Source organism: Mycobacterium tuberculosis H37Rv (genome assembly GCF_000195955.2).
Classification (GTDB): Bacteria; Actinomycetota; Actinomycetes; order Mycobacteriales; family Mycobacteriaceae; genus Mycobacterium; species Mycobacterium tuberculosis.
The window spans coordinates 1,865,546-1,888,023 of sequence record NC_000962.3 but is presented as its reverse complement, the minus strand read 5'-3'; the positions used below and the strand labels follow the sequence as shown (position 1 = coordinate 1,888,023).

Here is a 22,478-nt window from a genome sequence, read left to right as displayed (position 1 = left end):
GCGCTAAGGTCCAAGTTCGTCGTCGAGGATGGCAAAAAGCTGGCTTTCAGTGGCGGTGGTGATGTCCTCGTCGTCATGGGTGGTAGACGGGCCGGAGCTGGCCGGTGGAGCGGTGCAATCGGTCAAAATCGCTTGCAATCGCTTGATCAGGCGCGTTTTGTCGTCGGGGTTCCAGTTGGGTTGGTCGAGCAATGCTTGTAGTTCGCGGGTGACCTCGTTGAAACGAGTCGACGGGTTGGGTTGGTCGACCGTGACGGCAGGGGCGTTCGCCAGCTGGATGTCGAGGTGTTCGGCCAACTCGGCGGCCGTGGGGTAGTCAAAGATCAAGGTCGGTGGCAAGGTCAACCCGGTCGCAGTCTTGAGCCGGTTGCGCAGCTCCACCGCTGTCAGCGAATCAAACCCGAGATCCTGGAATGCCTTGTGCGCGTCGATCTCAGTGCCGGAATGCCCCAACACGATCGCGGCGTTGCTACATACTAACTCGGTGAGTTCGCGGTGCCGCTGCTCGGGAGTCAGCCCGTGCAGCCGCGACGCCAATCCCGACCCCGACACCTCATCGGCGCCGTCGATGATCCGTCGGATCGGACCGGCAACCAACTGGCTAAATAGTGCCGGCAGCTCGGCACCGGCCAGCGCGGCACGATCCAGCCGAGCAGCCACCACCACGGGCCGATCCGCCAGCAACGCGGCATCCAGGAATCCCATCGCCTGGTTGGTAGGCAACGGCGCCAGTCCAACCCGACTCATCCGGACCCGATCCCGCTCGCCTAAATGCTCGGTCATCGCCGAAGCCTGCTCCCACAATCCCCACGCCACCGACAACGCGGCCAGTCCACGTGATCGCCGATAGGCCGCCAACCCGTCCAAAAACGCGTTCGCTGCAGCATAATTGGCCTGGCCCGGCGCACCCACAATCCCGGCCATCGACGAAAACAACACAAACGCTGACACATCCAGGTGCCGGGTGAGCTCATGCAAATTCCAGGCCCCATCGACCTTGGCCCGCAATACCTTATCCACCCGCTCCGGCGTCAATCCGGTGATTACCGCATCGTCAAGAACCCCAGCCGCATGAAACACTGCAGTCAGATCTGGTTGGCTTGCCACCAAACCCGCCACCGCATCACGATCGGCCACATCGCAAGACACCACCTGCACTCGGGCGCCGGCCGAGCCGAGCTCGTCCACCAATGCTGCGACGCTCTCCGTGTGCTCACCAGCACGACTGGCCAACACCACCTGCCGCACCCCGTATCGACTCACCAGATGACGCGCCACCGCAGAACCTGCCATCCCAGTGCCACCGGTGATCAGCACCGTGCCCGCGGCCCACGCGTCCGGCATGGTCAGCACCACTTTGCCGACATGGCGCGCCTGGCTCAAGAACCGATACGCCTCCCGAGCGTGCCGCACATCCCATGACTTGACTGGAAGCCGATGCAGCGCTTCAGTTTTGAACAACTCGACTAACTCGGCCAGCATCTGCGCAATCCGCTGCGGTCCGGCCTCCATCAAGTCGAAAGCCCGGTAGGCCACCCCAGGATGGTCCTGGGCAACGACCTGGGCGTCCCGAACTCGGTTTTGCCCATCTCGATGAAGCGACCGCCTCGCGGCAGTAACCGCAACGATGCGTCGGTGAACTCACCGGCCAGCGAGTTGAGCACCACATCCACGCCGCGACCCTCGGTGGTCAGCCAAAACGTCTCCTCGAATGCCAGTGTGCGTGAATCGGCAACATGCGTGTTGTCACATCCCATTGTGTGCAACGTGTCCCACTTGCCGCGACTGGCAGTAGCGAAAACCTCCAATCCCCACAGCCGAGCCAGTTGCACTGCCGCCATACCCACCCCGCCCGCAGCGGCGTGTACCAGCACCGACTCGCCCGGCTGCACCTGCGCCAGCACGCGTAACGCGTAGTAGGCCGTCAGAAACACCACCGGCACACCCGCAGCATCGGTCAGCGGCCACCGGTTCGGCAGCTTGACCACCAGCCGCGCATCGACCACCGCTTCCGACCCCGCCACCCCCAACAGACCCATCACCGGATCACCAACTGCTAAACCGGTCACGCCTGGACCGACTTCGGTGACCACCCCTGCCCCTTCGGCCCCCAACTCCGCGGCACCGGGATATATTCCCAACGCCACCAACACATCCCGGAAATTGACACCCAAAGCCCGCACCTCTATTCGAACCTGTCCAGGTGCCAATTCCTTTGCAGGGCATGATGCCAACGTCAAATCCTCAAGGGCGCCCGCGCCGCCGGCGACCAACCGCCAGCCCGAGTTGGTATCGGGCAACTGCAGGATCGGCTGTGGTCGAAGCTGTGCCAGCCGGGCGGCATAGGCTGTGCCGTTCCGGATCATCAATTGCTCTTCACCACAGCCAATGACATCTCCAACATCCATCGAGCCGTCCGAATCGACCAACATCACCCGACCCGGATGTTCGGCTTGAGCCGACCGCACCAACCCCCACACCGCGGCGCCGGCCAAGTTCGTGGCATCCTGGCCGACCGACCCTTGGGTCAGCACCACCAGTCGGCCGGCCCGCTCCTGGGCCAGCCAGGACTGCAATGCCACCAACACCCGATGCGTAGCCGAATACACCGGACCCACACCGTCCTGGAAAGACTCCAACTCCCAGACCACGAGGTCGGCGCTGATGTCGTTGTGCGCCAATTCCACTGGCAACCACGCCACTTCCAACAACCCGCGACCTGCGGCATCGGCAGCGGCGACGGCCGCCGACAACAGCTGAGACGACACCGAACGCATGACCAATGCCTGTACCGACAACACCGGTAACCCCGCCTGATCGGCCAACTCCACCGACACCGTGCCATCACCGGCCGGCGCGATCCGCGCCCGAACCCGGGACGCACCCGCGGCATGCAGGGAGACCCCTTGCCAGGAGAAGGGCAGCATGGTAGCTGCCTGCTCGCCCACCATGCCCATTGCATGCAAGGCCGCATCCAGCACCAGTGGGTGAATTCCGAACCCACTCAACGTCACATCGACATCGTCGGGGACGGCAACATCGGCGAAGAGCTCCGATTCCCGCCGCCACATGGCCGTCAGACCCTGAAACGCCCGGCCATATTCATAGCCCAGTTCGGCGAATCGCTGATAGGCGCCATCGACATCAACCGGGGCAGCACCCAGCGGCGGCCACACCGACAAATCCGCTGCCGGGGCAACCGCCTTTGCCCCCAATACGCCCCGGGCATGCAACACCCACCCGGAATCCGACTCAGCGTTGCGTGAATATATCGACACTGGCCGCTGACCCATCTCACCGACACCCACCACCACCTGTAGCTGCACCCCGCCCACCGTCGGCAAAACCAACGGAGTCACCACCGTCAGCTCCTCGACCACCCCACAATCCACCTGGTCGGCGGCTCGCAGCGCCAGTTCCACGAAAGCCGCACCGGCGAGCAACACCACTCCAGCGATCACGTGATCGGCCAACCACCGCTGCTCCCCCACCGATAGCCGGCCGGTCAGTACCACCACGTCCGAATCCGGTTGCTCCACAACCGCACCCAACAAACCATGCCGGGCTGCCAGCAGACCAACACCGCTGATGTCTGCCGAACCCGCCGACGTAGGCGGCAACCAATACCGCTGCCGCTGAAACGCATAGGTCGGCAATTCGATCCGTCGACCCGGACTGCCAAACACCGCCGGCCAATCCATTTGGGCACCCGCAGTGAACAATGTCGCCACGGCGCCGAGCACCGACGACACTTCGGGGTGCTCTCTACGCATCATCGCCACCGATAGCGCCTCGCCTAAAGGCAGCGACTGCTCGACCAATGCTGTCAGGCCACCGCCGGGACCCACCTCAACAAACCTTGTGGCCCCAACCGCATTCAGCAACTGGACGCCCTCGGCAAATCGCACGGGGCGCCGCGCATGCTCCACCCAGTACTGTCCATCGCCGTAGCCTGCGCCGGCCATCTGCCCGGTCACATTGGACACCAACGGAATCCGCGGTTTCGACACCGAAATACCGGCAGCGATCCGCGTGAACTCGGCAAGCATCGGTTCCATCAGCAACGAATGAAACGCATGTGATACCGCTAGCCGATGCACCCGGCGGCCCCTGCGGGCAAAGTGATCGGCAATATCGCTGACCGCTGCCTCGCACCCTGAAACCACCACCGAGTGCGGCGCGTTGACCGCCGCGAGATTCGCCCCGTCGACCAGCACTGGCAGCACTTCTTCTTCGCTGGCGGCCACCACCACCATCACCCCACCGGCGGGCAACTCCGCCATCAACCTGCCGCGGGCAGCCACCAAACCCGCCGCATCGGTCAACGACAACACCCCGGCCAAATGTGCTGCCGCGATCTCGCCCACCGAATGTCCGATCAGGAAATCCGGGCTGATACCCCAGTGCTGCAACAACGTTGCCAACGCCACTTCGATTGCGAATAACGCCGGCTGGGCGAACTCGGTGCTAGTCAACAGCGCCTCGTCACCTTCCCAGAGCACGTTTCGCAGCGGCAGCCGCAGGTGCCGATCCAGCTCTTCGGCCACCGCGTCAAAAGCCAGGGCGAACAGGGGTAATTCGGCATATAACTGCGCTCCCATGCCTACCCATTGGGCCCCTTGCCCGGGAAACACGAACACCGTCTTCCCCACCGACCGCGCTCGACCCACTGCCACGCCCGCACCCGACTCACCAGCGGCCAACGCCGCCAACCCCGCCAGCAGGGCCCCGCGATCAGCACCCACGACCACCGCCCGATGCTCGAACATCGCCCGCGTCTTGACCAACGACCACCCCACATCGATCGGATCCAAATCCGGGTTGGCCGCGACGAAAGCCAGCAGCCGCTGCGCCTGACCGGCCAACGCCTGCTCCGACCGGGCCGACAGCACCCACGGCACGGCGGACGCCGCTGTTGGGGATGCAACTTCTGGCACAACACTTTCAACTACCGGTGCCTGCTCAAGAATCACATGCGCATTGGTGCCGCTGATCCCGAACGACGACACCCCGGCCCGCCGCGGCCGGCCGTGAACCGACCACGCCCGCGGTTGAGTCAACAACGACACCGCCCCCACCGACCAATCCACATGCGGCGTAGGAACATCCACATGCAATGTCTTGGGCATCACCCCATGCCGCATCGCCTGCACCATCTTGATCACCCCGGCCACCCCCGCCGCCGCCGATGTATGACCGATGTTCGATTTGATCGACCCCAACCACAGGGGCTCAACGCGGTCCTGACCGTAGGTCGCCAAAAGCGCCTGCGCCTCAATCGGATCCCCCAGCATGGTCCCGGTCCCGTGCCCCTCGACCACATCCACCTCAACCGCGCGCAGTCGCGCACTGGCCAACGCCGCCCGAATCACCCGCTGCTGGGATGGCCCATTGGGTGCCGTCAAACCGTTGGAGGCGCCGTCCTGATTGACCGCCGATCCGCGCACCAGGGCCAGCACCGGATGCCCCAACCGCCGTGCATCCACCAGCCGCTCCACCACCAGCACCCCGGCGCCTTCTGACCACGCGGTCCCGTCGGCGGCACCGGCGTATACCTTGCACCGACCGTCGCGCGCCAGCGCCCGCTGCCGGCTGAACTCGACGAATGCGGCGGGGGTGGCCATCACCGTCACCCCACCGGCCAGCGCCAAATCGCATTCCCCCGACCGCAGCGACTGCACCGCCAAATGCAGCGCCACCAACGACGACGAGCACGCCGTGTCCACCGACACCGCCGGACCCTCCAACCCCAGCACATACGCCACCCGCCCGGAGGCCACACTCAGCGTCGAACCCGTTAACCCATAGCCTTCCAGCTCGCCGGATAGCTGGCCCCCATAGCCGGCATGGATAACACCGGCGAACACACCCGTTGCCGAACCCCGCAACTTGGTCGGGTCAATTCCCGTACGCTCCAACGCTTCCCACGACACTTCCAATAGCAGGCGCTGTTGCGGGTCCATCGCCAGCGCCTCGCTAGGACCGATTCCAAAGAATCCGGCGTCGAAGTCACCCGCATGCTCCAGAAACGTCCCGCGGCGGGTATACATCTTCCCGCATGCATCCGGGTCAGGATCAAACAACCCGTCCACATCCCACCCGCGATCCGCCGGAAAATCCGATACCGCATCACGGCCCTGGGCCACCAGCTCCCACAACGTCTCCGGCGAATCCACCCCACCTGGATAACGGCATCCCATTCCGACCACCGCAACCGGCTCGGACAACTTGGCTTCCAAGTCGGACAGGCGTCTGCGGGTGCGCCGCAGATCTGCCGTGAGACGCTTCAGGTAGTCAACATGCGTGGTGGTTCCCGACATTGGTGTTCCTTGCGGGGGGTTAGGAGCCGAGTTCCTCGTCGAGGATGGCGAAAAGCTGGCTTTCGGTCGCGGCGGCGATGTCGTCGTCTTCAGTGGTCAGGCTGGTCAACATGGTTTGCAGGCGGGTGCGCAGGTGCGCTTTGACGTTGGCGCTCAAGTCGGGTTGGTCAAGCAGCACAACTAGCTCGCGGGTGATGTCGTCAACACGGTCTGACAGGCTTTGTTGATCGCTACCGCTGGCGGTGACTAGCCGGCTGTCGAGGTGTTCGGCCAGCGTGGCCGGCGTGGGGTAGTCGAAGATCAGCGTGGGCGACAACGTGAGCCCGGTGGCGGTCTTGAGTCGGTTGCGCAGCTCCACGGCGGTCAAGGAATCGAACCCGAGATCTTGGAATGCTTTGTGAGCGTTGATATCGACACTGCTGGAACGACCCAACACCGCCGCGGCATTGCTGATCACCAAATCGGTGAGTTCGCGCTGCCGCCGCTCGGGCGTGAGCGCATGCAGCCGGCTGACTAAGCCCGACATCGACACCGCCGTATCGGCGGCGTCGATCCTCCGCCGGGTCGGACCGGCAGCCAACTGGCTGAATAATGCCGGTAGCGCAGCACCAGCGCCGGCCAGCGCGGCACGATCCAGCCGGGCCGCCACTACCACCGCGCGATCGGCCTGCAGCGCAGTGTCCAGGAACCCTAGCGCCTGCTCGGTGGTTAGCGGAGCGAGCCCGGCCTGCGTCATCCTGGCGCGATCCCGCTCGCCGAGGTGCCGGGTCATCGCCGAGGCCTGCTCCCACAGTCCCCACGCCACCGACAATCCGGCCAGCCCACGCGAGCGCCGATAGGCCACCAACCCGTCCAAAAACGCATTCGCCGCAGCATAATTCCCCTGAGCCGGTGTGCCCACAATCCCGGCCATCGACGAAAACACCACAAACGCCGACAAATCCATGTCCTCGGTTAGCTCGTGCAGATTCCAGGCCCCATCGACCTTGGCCCGCAACACCGTATCCACCCGATCCGGTGTCAAGCCCGTGATCACGGCATCGTCCAACACCCCAGCGGCATGAAACACCCCTTTAAGCGGATAGCGCGGATCCAGACCCGCCAACAATGCCGCCAGCGCATCACGATCAGCCACATCACAGGAGACCACCGCCACCTGGGCCCCGCCCTCGCGCAACAGGGCCGCGACTTCTGCCGCCCTGTCGGCCTGCTCACCGCTTCGGCTGACCAGAACCAGATTGGCCACCCCATGTCGCCGGACCAAATGGGTAGCCACCGCCGAACCGGCCATGCCGGTCCCCCCAGTGACCACCACGGTGCCCCCCGCCAACCCGGACTGCCCACCCGGACCATCGGGGATGGTCAACACGACCTTGCCGATATGACGGGCCTGACTGACAAACCGGTAGGCCGCCGGGGCGCATCGCGCATCAAAAGTCTTGACCGGCAACCGCGCCAACACTCCGGCCGCTAGCAACCCCACTACCTCGGAAAGCATCGCCGCAATGCGGTCTGGGCCGGCTTCGACCAAATCGAACGCCCGATACCGCACCCCCCGATGCCGCTCGGCCACCGTCTGCCCGTCGCGAATATCGGTTTTACCCAGCTCGATAAAGCGGCCACCGCTGGGCAGTAGCCGCAGCGAGGCATCGGTGAACTCACCGGCGAGCGAGTTCAGCACTACGTCCACACCGCTGCCCTCGGTGGCCCGCAGAAACGCCTCCTCGAACTCCAACGATCGCGAGTCGGAGATATGGATATCGTCAAAACCCATCGCCCGCAATGTATCCCACTTGGCGCGACTCGCCGTGACGAAAACCTCTGCACCCCAATACCGCGCCAACGACACCGCTGCCATACCAACCCCGCCGGTGCCGGCATGCACCAACACCTTCTGCCCCGCCGCGACCTCCGCCAACACCGACAGCCCGTAAAACGCCGTCAGAAACGCCACCGGCACGGCCGCTGCCTCCACCAACGACCAGCCCGCCGGCACCATGGTTACCAACCGCGCATCCACCACCGCCTCCGAACCCACCAGCCCCAATAACCCCATCACCCGGTCACCAACGGCCAAACCGGTTACCCCCGGGCCGACTTCAACGACCACCCCTGCCCCGTCGACACCCAGTTCCCCGCCGCCGGGATACATCCCCAACGCCACCAACACATCCCGGAAATTGACCCCCACCGCACCCACGGCCACCCGCACCTGCCCCGTCGCCAGCTCCACCGGAGCAACGGGCGCCACCACCACATCCGCCAAAGTCCCCCCACCACCGGCAACCAACCGCCAGCCCCCAGCCGACGCCGAAGGCAAAGTCAACCCGGCCGCTACCGGGGCCAACCGTGCCGCATATACCCGGCCTCGACGAACCACCAGCTGCGGCTCACCCGAGCGTGCGCCGAAACCAACCGCATCCTCGACAGCGACCGACCCATCGGTATCCACCAACACCACCCGGCCCGGATGTTCAGCCTGGGCAGAGCGCACCAACCCCCACACCGCAGCACCCGCCAAATCGGTGACATCGTCATCAACCGGACCCACCGCCCCACGCGTCACCACCACACCCAGACCGGTCGCATCGCTAGCCAACCACGACTGCAACACCTCCAACACCTCGTGCACACCCCGGTACACCGCTGCCAGCACATCCCCGCCGGCCTGCGCGCCGGCGTGAGGCGGCAGCTCCCACACCACGGCGTCGTCGCCAATGTCGCCGCCCTCCAACGGCACCGGTGTCCAGATCATCTCCAGCAATCCCCGGTCGCCGGCGGTCGACCTCGACAACGCGGCCGCTGAGACCGGACGAACCATCAACTGCCGCACCGACAACACCGGCAACCCCTGCGGATCGGCCAACTCCACCGACACCGCCCCCCGGCCCACCGGCGCCAGTCGCACACGGACCCGCGCAGCCCCGCTTGCGTGCAAACACACCCCCTGCCACGAGAACGGCAACATCGTCTGCTGCTCACCCTCGACAATTCCCCACGCATGCAACGCCGCATCCAACACCGCCGGATGAATCCCAAACCCCCGTATCGGCACACCCTCAGGGAGAGTGACGTCGGCGAACACCTCGGCCCCCCGCCGCCACAAGGCCTGCAAACCCCGAAACGCCGGCCCATACCCATACCCCCGCGCCGCCAACACCTGATACCCGTCGGCGACGTCCATCGCCCGTGCCCCAACCGGCGGCCACACCGACAGCTCCGCGGCCGGCTGCACCGAGCCAACCCCCAACACGCCCTGCGCGTGCAACGTCCATCCCGGACTCGAATCCGCCTGGCCGGCAGCCGAATACACCCACACATTCCGAGTACCCGACTGCTCGACGCCGCCCACCACCACCTGGACCCGCACCCCATCTGCCGGCAGCACCAACGGTGCCTGCAACGTCAACTCCTGCAGCACCGAACAACCCACCTCGTCACCGGCCCGCAAGGCCAACTCAACAAACCCCGTGCCCGGGAACAGCACCACCGGGCCCACCGCATGATCGGCCAGCCACGGCGCAGCGACCACCGATATCCGGCCCGTCAACACCACCCCACCCGAGTCGGGCCGTTGCACCACTGCAGCCAACAATCCATGCTCGGCGCCCACCAAGCCGACACCACCCAGATCGCCGCCAACAGCACCTAGGCCGTCTAGCCAGAACCGCTGGCGCGCAAACGCGTACGTCGGCAACTCCACCCGGCGGCCTCCCAGGTCGGCAAACGCGGCACGCCAGTCAACACCCACGCCCGCAACGTGGGCCTGCCCCGCCGACAGCCAAAACCGGCCCACCCCGCCGTCATCGCGACCCAGCGTCGGAATGACAATCGGTTCACCCGTAGCGCCGCGATCACAGTCGACCAACGTCTCTTCGATGCCGGCGATCAGGACCGGATGGGGGCTGGATTCGACGAACACCCGGTATCCGCCGTCGAAGGCGTTGCGGACGGCGCGTTCGAACTGCACCGGCTGGCGGATGCTTCGGTACCAGTACTCGGCGTTCACACCGGCGGTATCCATGAGTTCGCCGGTGACAGTGGAGAAGAACGCCACCGTGGAAGTACGGGGTTCGATACCTCGCAGCGCCGCGATGAGCTCCTCCCGGATCGCGTCCACCTGCGCCGAGTGTGACGCGTAGTCGACGTCGATCCTGCGGGCACGAATGCCTTCGGCCTCACATCGCTGCATCAGCTCCGTCACGGCATCCGTCTCGCCGGCCAGCACGACCGACGAGACACCATTGACTGCAGCGATATTCAGTCGGTCTCCCCATTGGGACGCCAACTTCTCGGCCTGCGGCTGGCCACAGGCCAACGAGACCATGCCGCCGGCACCGCCCAACCGCACCAGCAACCGGCTGCGCAGTGCCACCACCGCAGCCGCGTCCCGAAGCGACAGGGCGCCCGCCACATATGCCGCCGCGATCTCCCCCTGCGAATGCCCGATGACCGCGTCGGGAACCACACCCACCGACCGCCACAATTCGGCCAGCGACACCATCACCGCCCACAACGCCGGCTGCACCACATCCACCCGATCCAGCCCCGGTGCGCCGGGTGCCCCGCGCAGCACGTCGAGCAGCGACCACTCCACGTGCTCACGCAGCGCCCGTTCGCAGCGATGGATATGTTCGGCGAACACCGGTGCGGTAGCACATAACTGGGCTCCCATGCCCAGCCACTGCGCGCCCTGGCCCGGGAACACGAATGCCGTCTTGCCCACCGTCTGGGCGCGGCCCGCCACCACGTCGGCGCCGGGCACGCCGGCCGCCAGACCCGTCAGCCCTTCCATCAGCTGAGTGCGGTCGGCGCCCACGACCACGGCCCGATGATCAAACAGCGACCGGGTGTTGACCAGCGACCACCCCACATCGAGCGGGCGCACGTTCTCATCGGCGCCCACCCAGGCCAACAGCCGTCGCGCCTGGTTGGTCAACGCTTGCGCCGACCTCGCCGACAGCACCCACGGCACCGCCACCGGGTCGTTGCCATGGGCCGCGCCAACCGGTTCCACTGCCGGTGCCTCTTCCAGAATCACATGTGCGTTGGTGCCGCTGATCCCGAACGACGACACACCGGCCCGCCGCGGCCGGCCCGGCACGTGCCACGGCCGCGGCTCGGTCAACAACGACACCGCCCCCGCCGACCAATCCACATGCGGCGTCGGCACATCCACGTGCAACGTCTTGGGCAGCACGCCGTGGCGCATCGCCTGCACCATCTTGATCACCCCGGCGACCCCCGCAGCCGCCGACGTATGACCGATGTTCGATTTGATCGACCCCAGCCACAACGGCCGATCGGCCGGCCGCTGTCCATACGTCGCCAAAATCGCCTGCGCCTCAATGGGATCCCCCAACGTGGTGCCCGTCCCGTGCCCCTCGACCACATCCACGTCGGCGACACCTAACCGCGCACTGGCCAGCGCCGCAGTGATCACCCGTTGCTGCGCCGGCCCATTCGGCGTGGCCAGCCCGTTGGAGGCGCCGTCCTGATTGACCGCCGATCCGCGCACCAGCGCCAGCACCGGATGCCCCAACCGGCGCGCGTCAGCCAACCGCGCCAGCACGAGCACCCCGGCGCCCTCGGCAAACGCGGTCCCATCGGCGGCACCCGCATAGGCCTTACAACGACCATCGGCGGACAGCGCCCGCTGCCTGCTGAACTCGATGAACATCGCCGGGGTGGCCATCACGGTGACCCCACCGACCAGCGCCAGGTCGCATTCGCCGAGGCGCAGTGACTGCACCGCCAAATGCAGTGCCACCAACGACGACGAACACGCGGTATCCACCGACACCGCCGGGCCCTGCAGGCCCAACACATACGCCACCCGCCCGGAGGCCACGCTCAGCGTCGAGCCACGCAGCCCGTAGCGCTCCAGGTCACCCGGCACCCGGCCTTGGCCCCCATACGAGCCGTGGAACACCCCGGCGAACACGCCCGTCTGCGAACCCCGCAACGTGATTGGGTCGATGCCCGCCCGCTCCAACGCTTCCCACGACACTTCCAACAGCAACCGCTGCTGGGGATCCATCGCAAGCGCCTCGCTGGGTGCGATCCCGAAAAACTCGGCGTCAAAACCGGCGACATCCGTCAAGAACCCGCCGCACCGGGTATACGACTTGCCTACCGCGTCGGGATCGGGGTCAAACAACCCCGCCACATCCCAGCCGCGATCCGCCGGGAACTCCGAAACCGCGTCACGGCCGTGTGCCACCAGCTCCCACAGCGTCTCCGGCGAATCCACCCCACCCGGATAGCGGCATCCCATCCCCACCACCGCCACCGGCTCGGTGGTCCGGGCAAGAAGATCCCGGTTCTCTCGCTTCAGTCGCTCGTTTTGCTTGAGCGATCTGCGCAGGGCCTTGACGAGGTCTTCGGGAGTGCTGTTCATGGCACGAGGTCCGCCGAGCGTAACGTCACTGCGAGATTGCGATCCGAATAGCGCAGTGGCGTTACGCTCGCGGAATCCAGCATCAGTGCCAGCGCAGCAACACGAGTTCGGAACAGAAGCCTGGGCCCATGGCGATCATCAACCCGGGACTTCCGCTGGGGGGCGGTTTGGCGATGGTGTCACGCAGCACATGCAGCACCGACGCTGACGACAGATTCCCGATTTCGCCCAACGAGCGCCACGTCAGCTCGAGAGCCTGCGGCGACAGGTCGAGGGTCTCGGTGATGGCGTTGATGATCTTGGGTCCCCCGGGATGGGTGACCCAGGCGCCGACGTCGGTGGTGCTCAGGCCGTGCGAAGCCAGGAAGGTGGTGACGTCATTGCCCAGATACTGCTCGACCACGGCCGCCAAGTCCCGTGATAGGACGAGCTCGAACCCGGCCGAGCCGACGTCGTATCCCATGGTGCGCAGCGAGTCGGGGTACAGATGGCTGCGCGAATCCAGGATGTCCGGCCCGTCGGCGCCGATGTCCTGGGCGCGCTTCACACCTGCGGCCACCACCGCCGCGGCGCCGTCAGCAAACAACGCACTGCCGACAAGGCCCGGCAGCGTCGGCTTGTATCCCGGATACGTGAGTGAACACAGCTCGACCGAGACCAACGCGGCAACGCCGTCCGGGGCCCCGCGCAGGTAGTCGTGCAGCCGGGCGACCCCGGCCGCCCCGGCCACGCAGCCCAGCCCGAACAGCGGCACCCTCCGGACATCGGCGCGCAGCCCCAGCCGCCCGGCGATCCGGGCATCCAGCGACGGCACCGCCAGTCCGGTGACCGTGGCGGTGATCAACACGTCGAGATCCTCGGGTCGCAGACCGGACTCGTCGAGTGCCCCCGCCAGGGCTTGCACGCCCAAGTCCACGGCTTTTTCGATGAAAATCTTGTTCGCCTCGCCGAAGTCGGTCAGCTTCGGGTATTTCTCCAGCGGCAAGACCAGGTGGCGGCTGTTGACTTTGGCGCTGGCGTGCAGCTGGCGAACGATGTCTTCGTAGCCCTCGAAATCCGGGATGCTGACAAACGAGTCGGTGAGCTCGCGTTGTGAATAGCGATACGGCGGCAACGCGCCGAACACACCTGCGATGACGCTCACTGGTCCCACCCCTTTGACACGCACATCGAGGCCGAATGGTTCAACCGGGTCGCCTAGAGCCCGAAGTTTAGCCCGCCTGGAACTGGCCGGCAAAGTTTCGAGGCCCCCTCAGCGCACCAGCTGGCGGCGCAGCCGCTCGGCGGCTTCACCAATGGCGTTCAGTTGCTCGGCAACCCGGCCCGGCGCGGTGCCACCCCGGCAATCGCGGGCCGACACCGAGCCTTCGATGGTCAGCACCTCGCGGACTTGCGGGGTCAGCTCGGGGCTGATGGCGGCCAGCTCGTCGTCGGTGAGTTCCTGCAGCCCCACGCCGCGCTGTTCGGCCGCACGCACCGCCGCACCCGCGGCCTCATGCGCGGACCTAAACGGAACACCTTGCCGCACAAGCCATTCGGCGAGATCGGTGGCCAACGTATAGCCGGCCGGGGCCAGCTCCGCCATCCGCTGGACATTGAAGGTCAGGCTGGCCACCAGCCCGGCCATCGCCGGCAGCAGCAGCTCCAGCTGGGCCACCGAATCGAACACCGGCTCCTTGTCTTCCTGCAGGTCGCGGTTGTAGGCCAGGGGCTGGGCTTTCAGGGTGGCCAGCAGCCCGGCCAGGTTTCCGATCAGCCGCCCGGACTTGCCGCGGGCCAGCTCGGCGATGTCCGGATTCTTCTTCTGCGGCATGATCGAGCTACCGGTGGACCACGAGTCATGCAACGTGACGTAGCCGAATTCCGTCGAGCTCCAGACGATGATGTCCTCAGCCAGCCGGGACAGGTCGACGGCGATCATGGCGAACACGAACGCCGCCTCGGCGGCGAAGTCGCGGGCGGCGGTCGCGTCGACGGAGTTGTCCGCGGCAGCCGAGAAACCGAGGTCCGCGGCGATCGCGTCGGGATCCAGGCCCAGCGACGAGCCGGCCAAGGCGCCCGAGCCGTACGGGGACACCGCCGCGCGTTTGTCGAAGTCGACGATGCGGTCCAGGTCGCGCAGCAGGGGGTGGGCGTGCGCGAGCAGATGGTGTGCCAGCAGGATCGGCTGGGCGGACTGCAGGTGGGTTTTGCCGGGCATGATGGCGCTCGGGTGTGCGGCGGCCTGCTCTGCCAGCGCACCGACCACGTCGAGCACACCGGTGGCGACCCGGCGCACCGCGTCGCGCAGCCACATCCGAAACAGCGCGGCCACCTGGTCGTTGCGCGAGCGCCCGGCCCGCAGTCGGCCGCCCAGGTCCGGTCCGACCCGGTCGATCAGGCCCCGCTCCAGCGCGGCATGCACGTCCTCGTCGGTGACCAGCGGGCCGAAGCTGCCGTCGGCGACGTCTTGGGCGAGGCTGTCCAGGCCGGCGAGCAGCCCGTCGCGTTGCTCCTCGGTGAGCAGCCCGGCCCGAAACAGCACCATGGTGTGCGCCCGCGACGCGGTGAGGTCGTAGGGGGCCAGCACCCAGTCGAAGTGGGTGGACTTGCTCAGCGCGGCCAGCGCGTCGGACGGGCCGCCGGCGAACCGCCCGCCCCACAGCGACCCCTCGTTGGTGCTCACTTTTCTGTGGCGAGCAGACGCAGAATCGCACGCCGACGGGCGTGGCGGTGCGATTCTGCGTCTGCTCGCGGGAGAACCGTCACCGCAGATCCCGGCGGGCGGCGAGCTTGGAGGACAGCCCGTGCACGTAGACGAAGCCGCGGGCGGCGGACTGGTCGAAGCTGTCGCCCTCGTCGTAGGTGGCCAGGTTGAAGTCGTACAACGATTCCGCGCTGCGCCGGCCGTTGACCGCGATGTGGCCGCCGTGTAGCACCAGCCGCACCTCGCCGGACACGTGCTCCTGGGTCTTGGCGACGAAAGCCTCCAGCGCGGCCTTCAGCGGCGAGTACCACAGCCCGTCGTAGACCAGTTCGGCCCAGCGCTGGTCGGTCTGGCGTTTGAACCGGCCCAGCTCACGCTCCAGGGTGACGTGTTCGAGTTCGGTGTGCGCGGTGATCAGCACCATCGCGCCGGGCGCCTCGTAGATCTCGCGGCTCTTGATGCCCACCAGCCGATCCTCCACGACGTCGAGGCGCCCGACACCTTGCGCTCCGGCGCGGCGGTTGAGCTCCTCGATCGCCGCCAGCATCGACACCGGCTTGCCGTCGACGGACACCGGCACGCCGCGTTCGAAGCCGACGATCACCTCGTCGGGGACCCCCCAGTTGATCGTGGGGTCTTCGGTGTAGGCGTAGATGTCCTTGGTTGGGGCATTCCACAGGTGCTCTAAGAAGCCGGTCTCCACCGCGCGGCCCCAGACGTTCTGGTCGATGGAGAACGGCGAACGTTTGGTGACGTTGATCGGGATCGCGTTCTCCTCGGCGAACGCGATCGCCTTCTCCCGCGTCCACGCGTAGTCGCGCACCGGCGCCAACACCTCTAAATCCGGTGCCAGCGAGGCGAACCCGACTTCGAACCGGACCTGGTCGTTGCCCTTGCCGGTGCAGCCGTGCGCGACGATGCCGCCGCCGTGCTCGCGCGCCGCGGCGACCAGGTGTTTGACGATCAGCGGCCGGCTGATCGCCGACACCAGCGGGTAGCGGTCCATGTACAGCGCGTTGTTCAGCACGGTGGGCAGGCAGTAGCCTTCGGCGAACTCGTCGCGGGCGTCGACGACGACAGCCTCCACCGCGCCGCAGTCCAGCGCCCGCTGCCGTATGACGTCCATGTGCTCGCCGCCCTGCCCGAGGTCGATCGCCACCGCCACCACCTCACGGCCGGTCTCCTTGCCTATCCAGCTGATCGCCACCGAGGTGTCCAGACCGCCGGAATAGGCCAGGATGACGCGCTCTGACATGACTCTCCTTACCGAAGGTTCTCGAACATGCCGGCCAGTTGCGCGCCGGTCGTCGGCTCGCGGGCCACCACCAGGATGGTGTCATCACCGGCGATGGTGCCGACGACCTGGGGCAGGGCCGCGCGGTCGATGGCGCTGGCCAGGTAGTGCGCCGCGCCCGGCGGGGTGCGCAACACCGCGAGGTTGCCGCTGTCGTCGGTCGACACCAGCAGCTCACCGAGCAGCCGCGCCATCCGGTCGGTACCGCCCGAGACGCCGCGCACCGGGCTGCCGTCCTCGGGCACCACGTAGATGCCGGTGCCGCCGTCCGCGCCGCGCAGTTTCACCGCGCCGAGCTCTTCCAGATCGCGTGACAGTGTGGCTTGGGTGACCTCGATGCCCTCGGCGGCCAGCAGCGCCGCCAGTTCGTTTTGGCTGCGCACCTGCGCCGACGACAGGATCGCCACGATGCGCGCCTGGCGGCCGGCGCGGTTTGCGGCGACCTCGGGCCCCGCAACGGGCGCGGCCTTGGCGCGGCTCATGAGCGCTCCAGCAGCCACACCAGCAGCGCCTTCTGCGCGTGCAGCCGGTTTTCGGCCTCGTCCCACACCGCGCTGGCCGGCCCGTCCATCACCGCGTCGGTGATCTCGTCGCCGCGATGGGCCGGCAGGCAATGCAACACGATGGCATCCGAGTCGGCCAGCGCCAGAAGTCGCGAGTTGAGCTGAAACGGCCGAAACGGCTTCACTCGGTCCAACCCGTCGTTTTCCTGGCCCATCGACGTCCAGGTGTCGGTGACCAGAACGTCGGCGCCGGCGGCGGCCGCGTGGGCGTCGGCGGTCACAGTCACCGAGGCGCCGGTATCCTGGGCGCGGCGCTCGGCCGCGGCCCGCACCGACGGGTCGGGCAGGAAGCCCTCGGGAGCCGCGACGGTGACGTGGATACCCGCGGTGACCCCGCCGAGCAGCAGCGAGTGGGCCATGTTGTTGGCGCCGTCGCCGAAGTAGGACAACCTCAGGCCGCGCAGCGCCCCCTTGCGTTCGGCGATGGTCTGCAGGTCGGCCAACACCTGACACGGATGGAACTCATCGGAGAGCGCGTTGATCACGGGCACCGTCGCGACCGACGCCATGGCGTCCAGCCGCTCTTGGCCGAAGGTTCGCCAGACGATGGCATCGACGTAGCGGGACAACACCTTTGCGGTGTCCTGCAGGGTTTCGTCGCGGCCCAGCTGGGTGCTGCCGCTGTCGACGACGACGGCATGCCCGCCCAGCTGCGCGATGCCCAGCTCGAAGGAGAACCGGGTGCGGGTGGAGTTCTTGTCGAAGATGACCGCCACCCCGCGCGGCCCTTGCAGGGGACGACGGCTAACCGGGTCTTTCTTCAGCTCGGCCGCGAGCTCGAGCACCTCGGCCTGTTCGGCCGGGGACAGATCGTCGTCGCGCAGGAAATGCCTGATCACGGGGCCCCCACGGCGCGGTCCAGGATTGCCGGCAAGGCGGCGACAAAGCCGTCGAGCTGTGCTTCGGCGATGATCAGCGGCGGCGCCAACCGGATGACGTCGGGTGCGGCCGCGTTGACCAGGTAACCGGCGTCGCGGGCGGTGGCCTCGGCGTCCTTGGCGTGCGGGGCGGTCAGCGCGATGCCCAACAGCAGTCCGCGTCCGCGCACGTGGTCGATGAGCGGGTGGCCGAGCGCTTCGATGCCGTGCCGCAACGATTTGCCCAAGACTTCGGCGCGGCGGACCAGGCCGTCGCTCGCCAGCACCCGTAGCACCGCCAGCGCCGCCGCGGCGCAGACCGGGTTGCCGCCGAAGGTGCTGCCGTGCAGGCCTGGGGTCAGTAGTTCGGCGGCCGGCCCGACGGCCAGGCAGGCACCGATCGGCAGCCCGCCGCCCAGACCCTTGGCCAGGGTCACCACGTCCGGGGTGATGCCGTCGTGCTGGTGGGCGAAGAACGCTCCGGTGCGGCCCATCCCGGTTTGCACCTCGTCGAGCACCAGCAGCGCGCCGCGCCGCGCCGTGATGTCGCGGGCGGCGGCAAGGTAGCCCGCGGGCGGGACGACGACCCCGCTCTCCCCCATGATCGGTTCCAGGAACACCGCGGCGGTGTGGTCATCGACGGCGGCGGCCAACGCGTCGACGTCGCCGTAGCCGACGTGCGTGACGTCGCCGGGCAGCGGCGCGAACGGCGTTTGCTTGGCCGGTTGTCCGGTGAGCGCCAGCGAGCCCATGGTGCGGCCGTGGAAGGCGTCGTGGGCGGCGACCAGTTTCGTGCGTCCGGTGAGCCGAGACAGCTTGAACGCCGCCTCGTTGGCCTCGGCGCCGGAGTTGCAGAAGAACACTCGCGTCCGCTGGTCGGCCCCCAGCAGCGCGACCAGCTCCTCGGCCAGCGCGATGCCCGGTTCGGTGGCATACAGGTTGGAGGTGTGCCCCAGCGTCGACATCTGCCGGGTGACGGCCTCGATGACCGCGGGGTGGCGATGGCCCAGCACGTTGACCGCGATGCCGCCGAGCAGGTCGATATAGGTTCTGCCGTCCACGTCGGTGACCACGGCGCCGTCACCGCTGGCCAGCGCTATCGGGGGGGTGCCGTAGTTGTTCATCATCACGGCTTGCCACCGCTGCCGCATGGTCGCCGTCGTGGTCGAAGCGCCGGTCATCCGCGCACCACCTTGGTGCCGGTGCCCGCGTCGGTGAACAACTCCACCAACACGCAGTGTGTGACCCGCCCATCGATGATGTGCGCGCTGGGCACCCCGCCGATGACCGCCCGCAGGCACGCTTCGACCTTGGGGACCATGCCCGATTCCAGCGTCGGCAGCAGTTGCGCCAGTGTGCCGGTGTCGATCTCGCTGACCAGCGAGTCGCGATCCGGCCAGCGGGTGTACAGGCCGTCGATATCGGTGAGCATCAACAGCTTTTCGGCGCCCAGGGCTTCGGCGACCGCCGCGGCGGCGGTGTCGGCGTTGATGTTGTGCACCACGCCGTCGGCATCCGGGGCCAGCGTGGACACCACCGGGATCCGGCCCGCCGCAACCAGATCCAGCATTGCCGCGGTGTTCACCTGGTCGACGTCGCCGACCAGGCCGATGTCGGTGGCCACGCCGTCGACGGTGACGCTGCGCCGCACGGCGGTGAACAGCTGCGCGTCCTCGCCGGTGATCCCGACGGCATACGGTCCGTGCGCGTTGATCAGGTTGACCAGTTCCCGGCCCACCTGACCGAACAGCACCATCCGGGCCACGTCGAGCACTTCGGGTGTGGTGACCCGGAATCCGCCCTTGAAGTCGCCCTCGATGCCGAGCCGCCGCAGCATGGCGGTGATCTGCGGCCCCCCGCCGTGCACCACGACGGGATGGATGCCGCAGTTGCGCAGAAACGCCATGTCGGCGGCGAACGCGCGCCGCAGCGTGTCGTCGGTCATCGCGTTGCCGCCGTATTTGACGACGACGACCTTGCCGTGCAACTGCTTGAGCCAGGGCAGGGCCTCGGCCAGCACCTGCGCTTTGATGTGGGTGGGCAGTGCTTCGATGCGGCTCATGAGCTGTAGGCCGAGTTCTCTTCGACGTAGGCATGCGACAGATCAGTGGTTCGGATCCTCGCCTGCCCGTCGCCGACGCCGAGGTCGACGGTGATATCGATGTCCGCGTCCGACAGGTCCACCTCGCGCGCACCGGGAGCGCCGACACCGTGCACACACACCGCGGCACCGTTGAACGACACGCTGATTCGATCCGGGTCGAGGGTGATCGGTGCCATCCCGACGGCGGCGAGCACCCGTCCCCAGTTCGGGTCGGACCCGAACAGCGCGGTCTTGACCAGGCTGTCGCGGGCGATCTGGCGGGCGGCGACCAGCGCGTCGTCTTCGGTGGCGGCCCCGGTCACGGTCACGGTGACGCGTTTGGTGACGCCTTCGGCGTCGGCCTGCAGCTGGGCGCACAAATCGTCGCAGACCCGTAGCACGGCCTCGTCGAGATCGGCCTGGGCAGGGGGGATTTCACTGGCCCCGGACGACAGCAGCAGCACGGTGTCGTTGGTGGAGCAGCTGCCGTCGATGTCGAGCCGGTCGAACGTGGCCGCGGCGGCGCGGCGCAGCGCCCGCTCGAGTGCGGCCGGCTCGGCGGCCGCGTCGGTGGTGAGCACGCACAGCATGGTGGCCAACGACGGCGCCAGCATGCCCGCGCCTTTGGCCATGCCGCCGACCGTCCAGTTGTCGTGATGGTGCAGCGCAACCTGTTTGGGCACGTTGTCGGTGGTCATGATGGCGTGGGCGGCTTCATCGCCGCCGACCAGCCCGCCATGCATCTCGTGCACCACGTGGGCGACGCCGGCGAGCAGCTTGTCCATCGGCAGCCGGTCGCCGATCAGCCCGGTGGAGCAGACGGCGACCTCGATGGCCCCGGTCTCGGTTCCCCAGTCCGACAACGCCGCGGCCACCGCCTCCGCGGTGGCGTGGGTGTCGGCGAAGCCGGCCGGCCCGGTGCAGGCATTGGCGCCGCCGGAGTTGAGGATCACCGCGCGCAGCCGCCCGGTGGTCAGCACTTGCTGGGTCCACAGCACCGGCGCCGCCTTGACCTGGTTGCGGGTGAACACCCCGGCGGCGGCGTAGTCGGGTCCCTCGTTGAACACCAGCGCCAGATCCAGCGCACCGGAGGCCTTGATCCCGGCGGCGACGCCGGCGGCCCGAAAGCCGGCCGGGGCGGTGACGCCCTGAGCGCGCAGCAGCCGGGTGGTGCCGGCCAGGTCGGTCACGGCGCCACCCCCACAACCGAAAGGCCGTCGGTCTCCGGCCAGCCCAGCGCCAGGTTCATCGATTGCACCGCGGCGCCGGCGGTGCCCTTGACCAGGTTGTCGATCGCGGCGATCGCCACGAACGTCTGCGCGTCCTCGTCCACCGCGACGGCGATGTGCGCTGCGTTGCTGCCGATCACCGCGCCGGTGCGCGGCAGCTGCCCCTCCGGCATCAGATAAATGAAAGGCTCTGCATGGTAGGCCTTTTCGTAGGCTGCCCGCAGCTGCGACAGGGGTGATCGGGTGCGTGCCGTGCAGGTGGCCAGGATGCCACGGGAGGCCGGGATCAGCACCGGGGTAAACGAGACCGAGACGTCGCGGTCGGTGACCGCGCGTAGCCCTTGAGCGATCTCGGGGGTGTGCCGGTGGACGCCGGCGATGTTGTAGGCGCGCGCCGACCCGATGACCTCCGCGCCCAGCAAGTCGGTGGTGGCCGCACGACCCGCCCCCGAGGTACCGCTCACGGCGACCACGGTCACCGCGGGCTCGATAAGGTCTGCGGCCAGCGCGGGAAAAAGCGCCAGCAGTGCCGCGGTCGGATAGCAGCCGGGCACCGCGATGCGGCGGGTGCCGCGCAATTGGTCCCGCGCGCCCGGCAGCTCGGGCAACCCATACGGCCAGCTACCGGCGTGCGACGACCCGTAGAACCGCTCCCAGACGGCGGCGTCGGTGAGCCGAAAGTCCGCCCCGCAGTCGATGATCAGTGTCTCGGGGCTCAGTTGCTGCGCCAACACCGCCGAATGCCCGTGCGGCAAGGCCAAGAAGACGGCGTCATGGCCACCGAGCACGGCAGCTTCGGTGGGTTCGACTACTCGATGGGCCAGCGGCGTCAGGTGCGGATGGTGTTCGCCGAGCGTGCTGCCGGCGCTGGTCGCCGCGGTCAGCGCACCGATCCTCAGCCGGCCGTCGGCGTACGCCGGATGCCCGAGCAGCAGGCGGAGAATCTCACCACCGGCATATCCGCTGGCACCGGCAACCGCCACCTTCGTCGCATTGGCCACCTGCCGATTTTGCATCGTTATGCAACAGTTTGCAAACTCATTCCG

The 22,478-nt window shown here is 67.5% G+C and carries 12 protein-coding genes; all 12 read right to left on the bottom strand.

The annotated features are described in order from the left end of the window. Positions 1 to 3: 3 nt before the first annotated feature. The 12 genes from pks17 to argC all read right to left on the bottom strand — a co-directional run bounded on the left by pks17 (position 4) and on the right by argC (position 22,448). Entirely contained in the window at positions 4 to 1,512 is a 1,509-nt protein-coding gene (gene pks17 / locus Rv1663; RefSeq protein NP_216179.1) for a polyketide synthase, read from the bottom strand. Next, entirely contained in the window at positions 1,512 to 6,320 is a 4,809-nt protein-coding gene (pks8, locus tag Rv1662; protein NP_216178.1) for a polyketide synthase, read from the bottom strand. Before pks8 ends, pks17 begins: the two co-directional genes overlap by 1 nt. Before the next feature lie 19 nt (positions 6,321 to 6,339). Continuing rightward, a complete protein-coding gene (gene pks7 / locus Rv1661; protein NP_216177.1) occupies positions 6,340 to 12,720 on the bottom strand; it encodes a polyketide synthase in 6,381 nt (2,126 codons plus the stop codon). Positions 12,721 to 12,802: 82 nt separating this feature from the next. Beyond that, on the bottom strand, positions 12,803 to 13,864 hold the full coding sequence (gene pks10, locus Rv1660; protein ID NP_216176.1) for a chalcone synthase: 1,062 nt from the start codon (positions 13,862 to 13,864) through the stop codon (positions 12,803 to 12,805). Positions 13,865 to 13,972: 108 nt separating this feature from the next. Beyond that, positions 13,973 to 15,385 (bottom strand): argininosuccinate lyase, encoded by a 1,413-nt coding sequence (gene argH / locus Rv1659; protein NP_216175.1) that lies wholly within the window; start codon positions 15,383 to 15,385, stop codon positions 13,973 to 13,975. Positions 15,386 to 15,464: 79 nt separating this feature from the next. After that, the gene (argG, locus tag Rv1658) at positions 15,465 to 16,661 is read right to left on the bottom strand and encodes an argininosuccinate synthase (RefSeq protein NP_216174.1); all 1,197 of its coding nucleotides are present in this window, start codon (positions 16,659 to 16,661) and stop codon (positions 15,465 to 15,467) included. 8 nt (positions 16,662 to 16,669) lie between these two features. After that, complete coding sequence (gene argR, locus Rv1657) at positions 16,670 to 17,182, bottom strand: arginine repressor (protein NP_216173.1); 513 nt, start codon at positions 17,180 to 17,182, stop codon at positions 16,670 to 16,672. Next, on the bottom strand, positions 17,179 to 18,102 hold the full coding sequence (gene argF / locus Rv1656) for an ornithine carbamoyltransferase (protein ID NP_216172.1): 924 nt from the start codon (positions 18,100 to 18,102) through the stop codon (positions 17,179 to 17,181). The genes argR and argF overlap by 4 nt, the downstream gene beginning before the upstream one ends. Further along, positions 18,099 to 19,301, bottom strand: coding sequence for an acetylornithine aminotransferase (gene argD, locus Rv1655; RefSeq protein NP_216171.1), 1,203 nt, complete (start codon positions 19,299 to 19,301; stop codon positions 18,099 to 18,101). The genes argF and argD overlap by 4 nt, the downstream gene beginning before the upstream one ends. Continuing rightward, positions 19,298 to 20,182, bottom strand: a complete 885-nt coding sequence (argB, locus tag Rv1654) for an acetylglutamate kinase (RefSeq protein NP_216170.1) — start codon at positions 20,180 to 20,182, stop codon at positions 19,298 to 19,300. Before argB ends, argD begins: the two co-directional genes overlap by 4 nt. Next, complete coding sequence (argJ, locus tag Rv1653; RefSeq protein ID NP_216169.1) at positions 20,179 to 21,393, bottom strand: bifunctional glutamate N-acetyltransferase/amino-acid acetyltransferase; 1,215 nt, start codon at positions 21,391 to 21,393, stop codon at positions 20,179 to 20,181. The genes argB and argJ overlap by 4 nt, the downstream gene beginning before the upstream one ends. After that, on the bottom strand, positions 21,390 to 22,448 hold the full coding sequence (gene argC, locus Rv1652) for an N-acetyl-gamma-glutamyl-phoshate reductase (RefSeq protein NP_216168.1): 1,059 nt from the start codon (positions 22,446 to 22,448) through the stop codon (positions 21,390 to 21,392). The genes argJ and argC overlap by 4 nt, the downstream gene beginning before the upstream one ends. Between the last annotated feature and the right edge of the window lie 30 nt (positions 22,449 to 22,478).

What these genes read in the sequence shown, in the direction of transcription:
- pks8 (NP_216178.1), bottom strand. Translation starts at nt 6,320, where the DNA reads ATGTCGGGAACCACCACGCATGTTGACTACCTGAAGCGTCTCACGGCA.
- argG (NP_216174.1), bottom strand. Translation starts at nt 16,661, where the DNA reads ATGTCAGAGCGCGTCATCCTGGCCTATTCCGGCGGTCTGGACACCTCG.
- argR (NP_216173.1), bottom strand. Translation starts at nt 17,182, where the DNA reads ATGAGCCGCGCCAAGGCCGCGCCCGTTGCGGGGCCCGAGGTCGCCGCA.
- pks17 (NP_216179.1), bottom strand. Translation starts at nt 1,512, where the DNA reads ATGGAGGCCGGACCGCAGCGGATTGCGCAGATGCTGGCCGAGTTAGTC.
- pks7 (NP_216177.1), bottom strand. Translation starts at nt 12,720, where the DNA reads ATGAACAGCACTCCCGAAGACCTCGTCAAGGCCCTGCGCAGATCGCTC.
- argD (NP_216171.1), bottom strand. Translation starts at nt 19,301, where the DNA reads ATGACCGGCGCTTCGACCACGACGGCGACCATGCGGCAGCGGTGGCAA.
- argC (NP_216168.1), bottom strand. Translation starts at nt 22,448, where the DNA reads ATGCAAAATCGGCAGGTGGCCAATGCGACGAAGGTGGCGGTTGCCGGT.
- argB (NP_216170.1), bottom strand. Translation starts at nt 20,182, where the DNA reads ATGAGCCGCATCGAAGCACTGCCCACCCACATCAAAGCGCAGGTGCTG.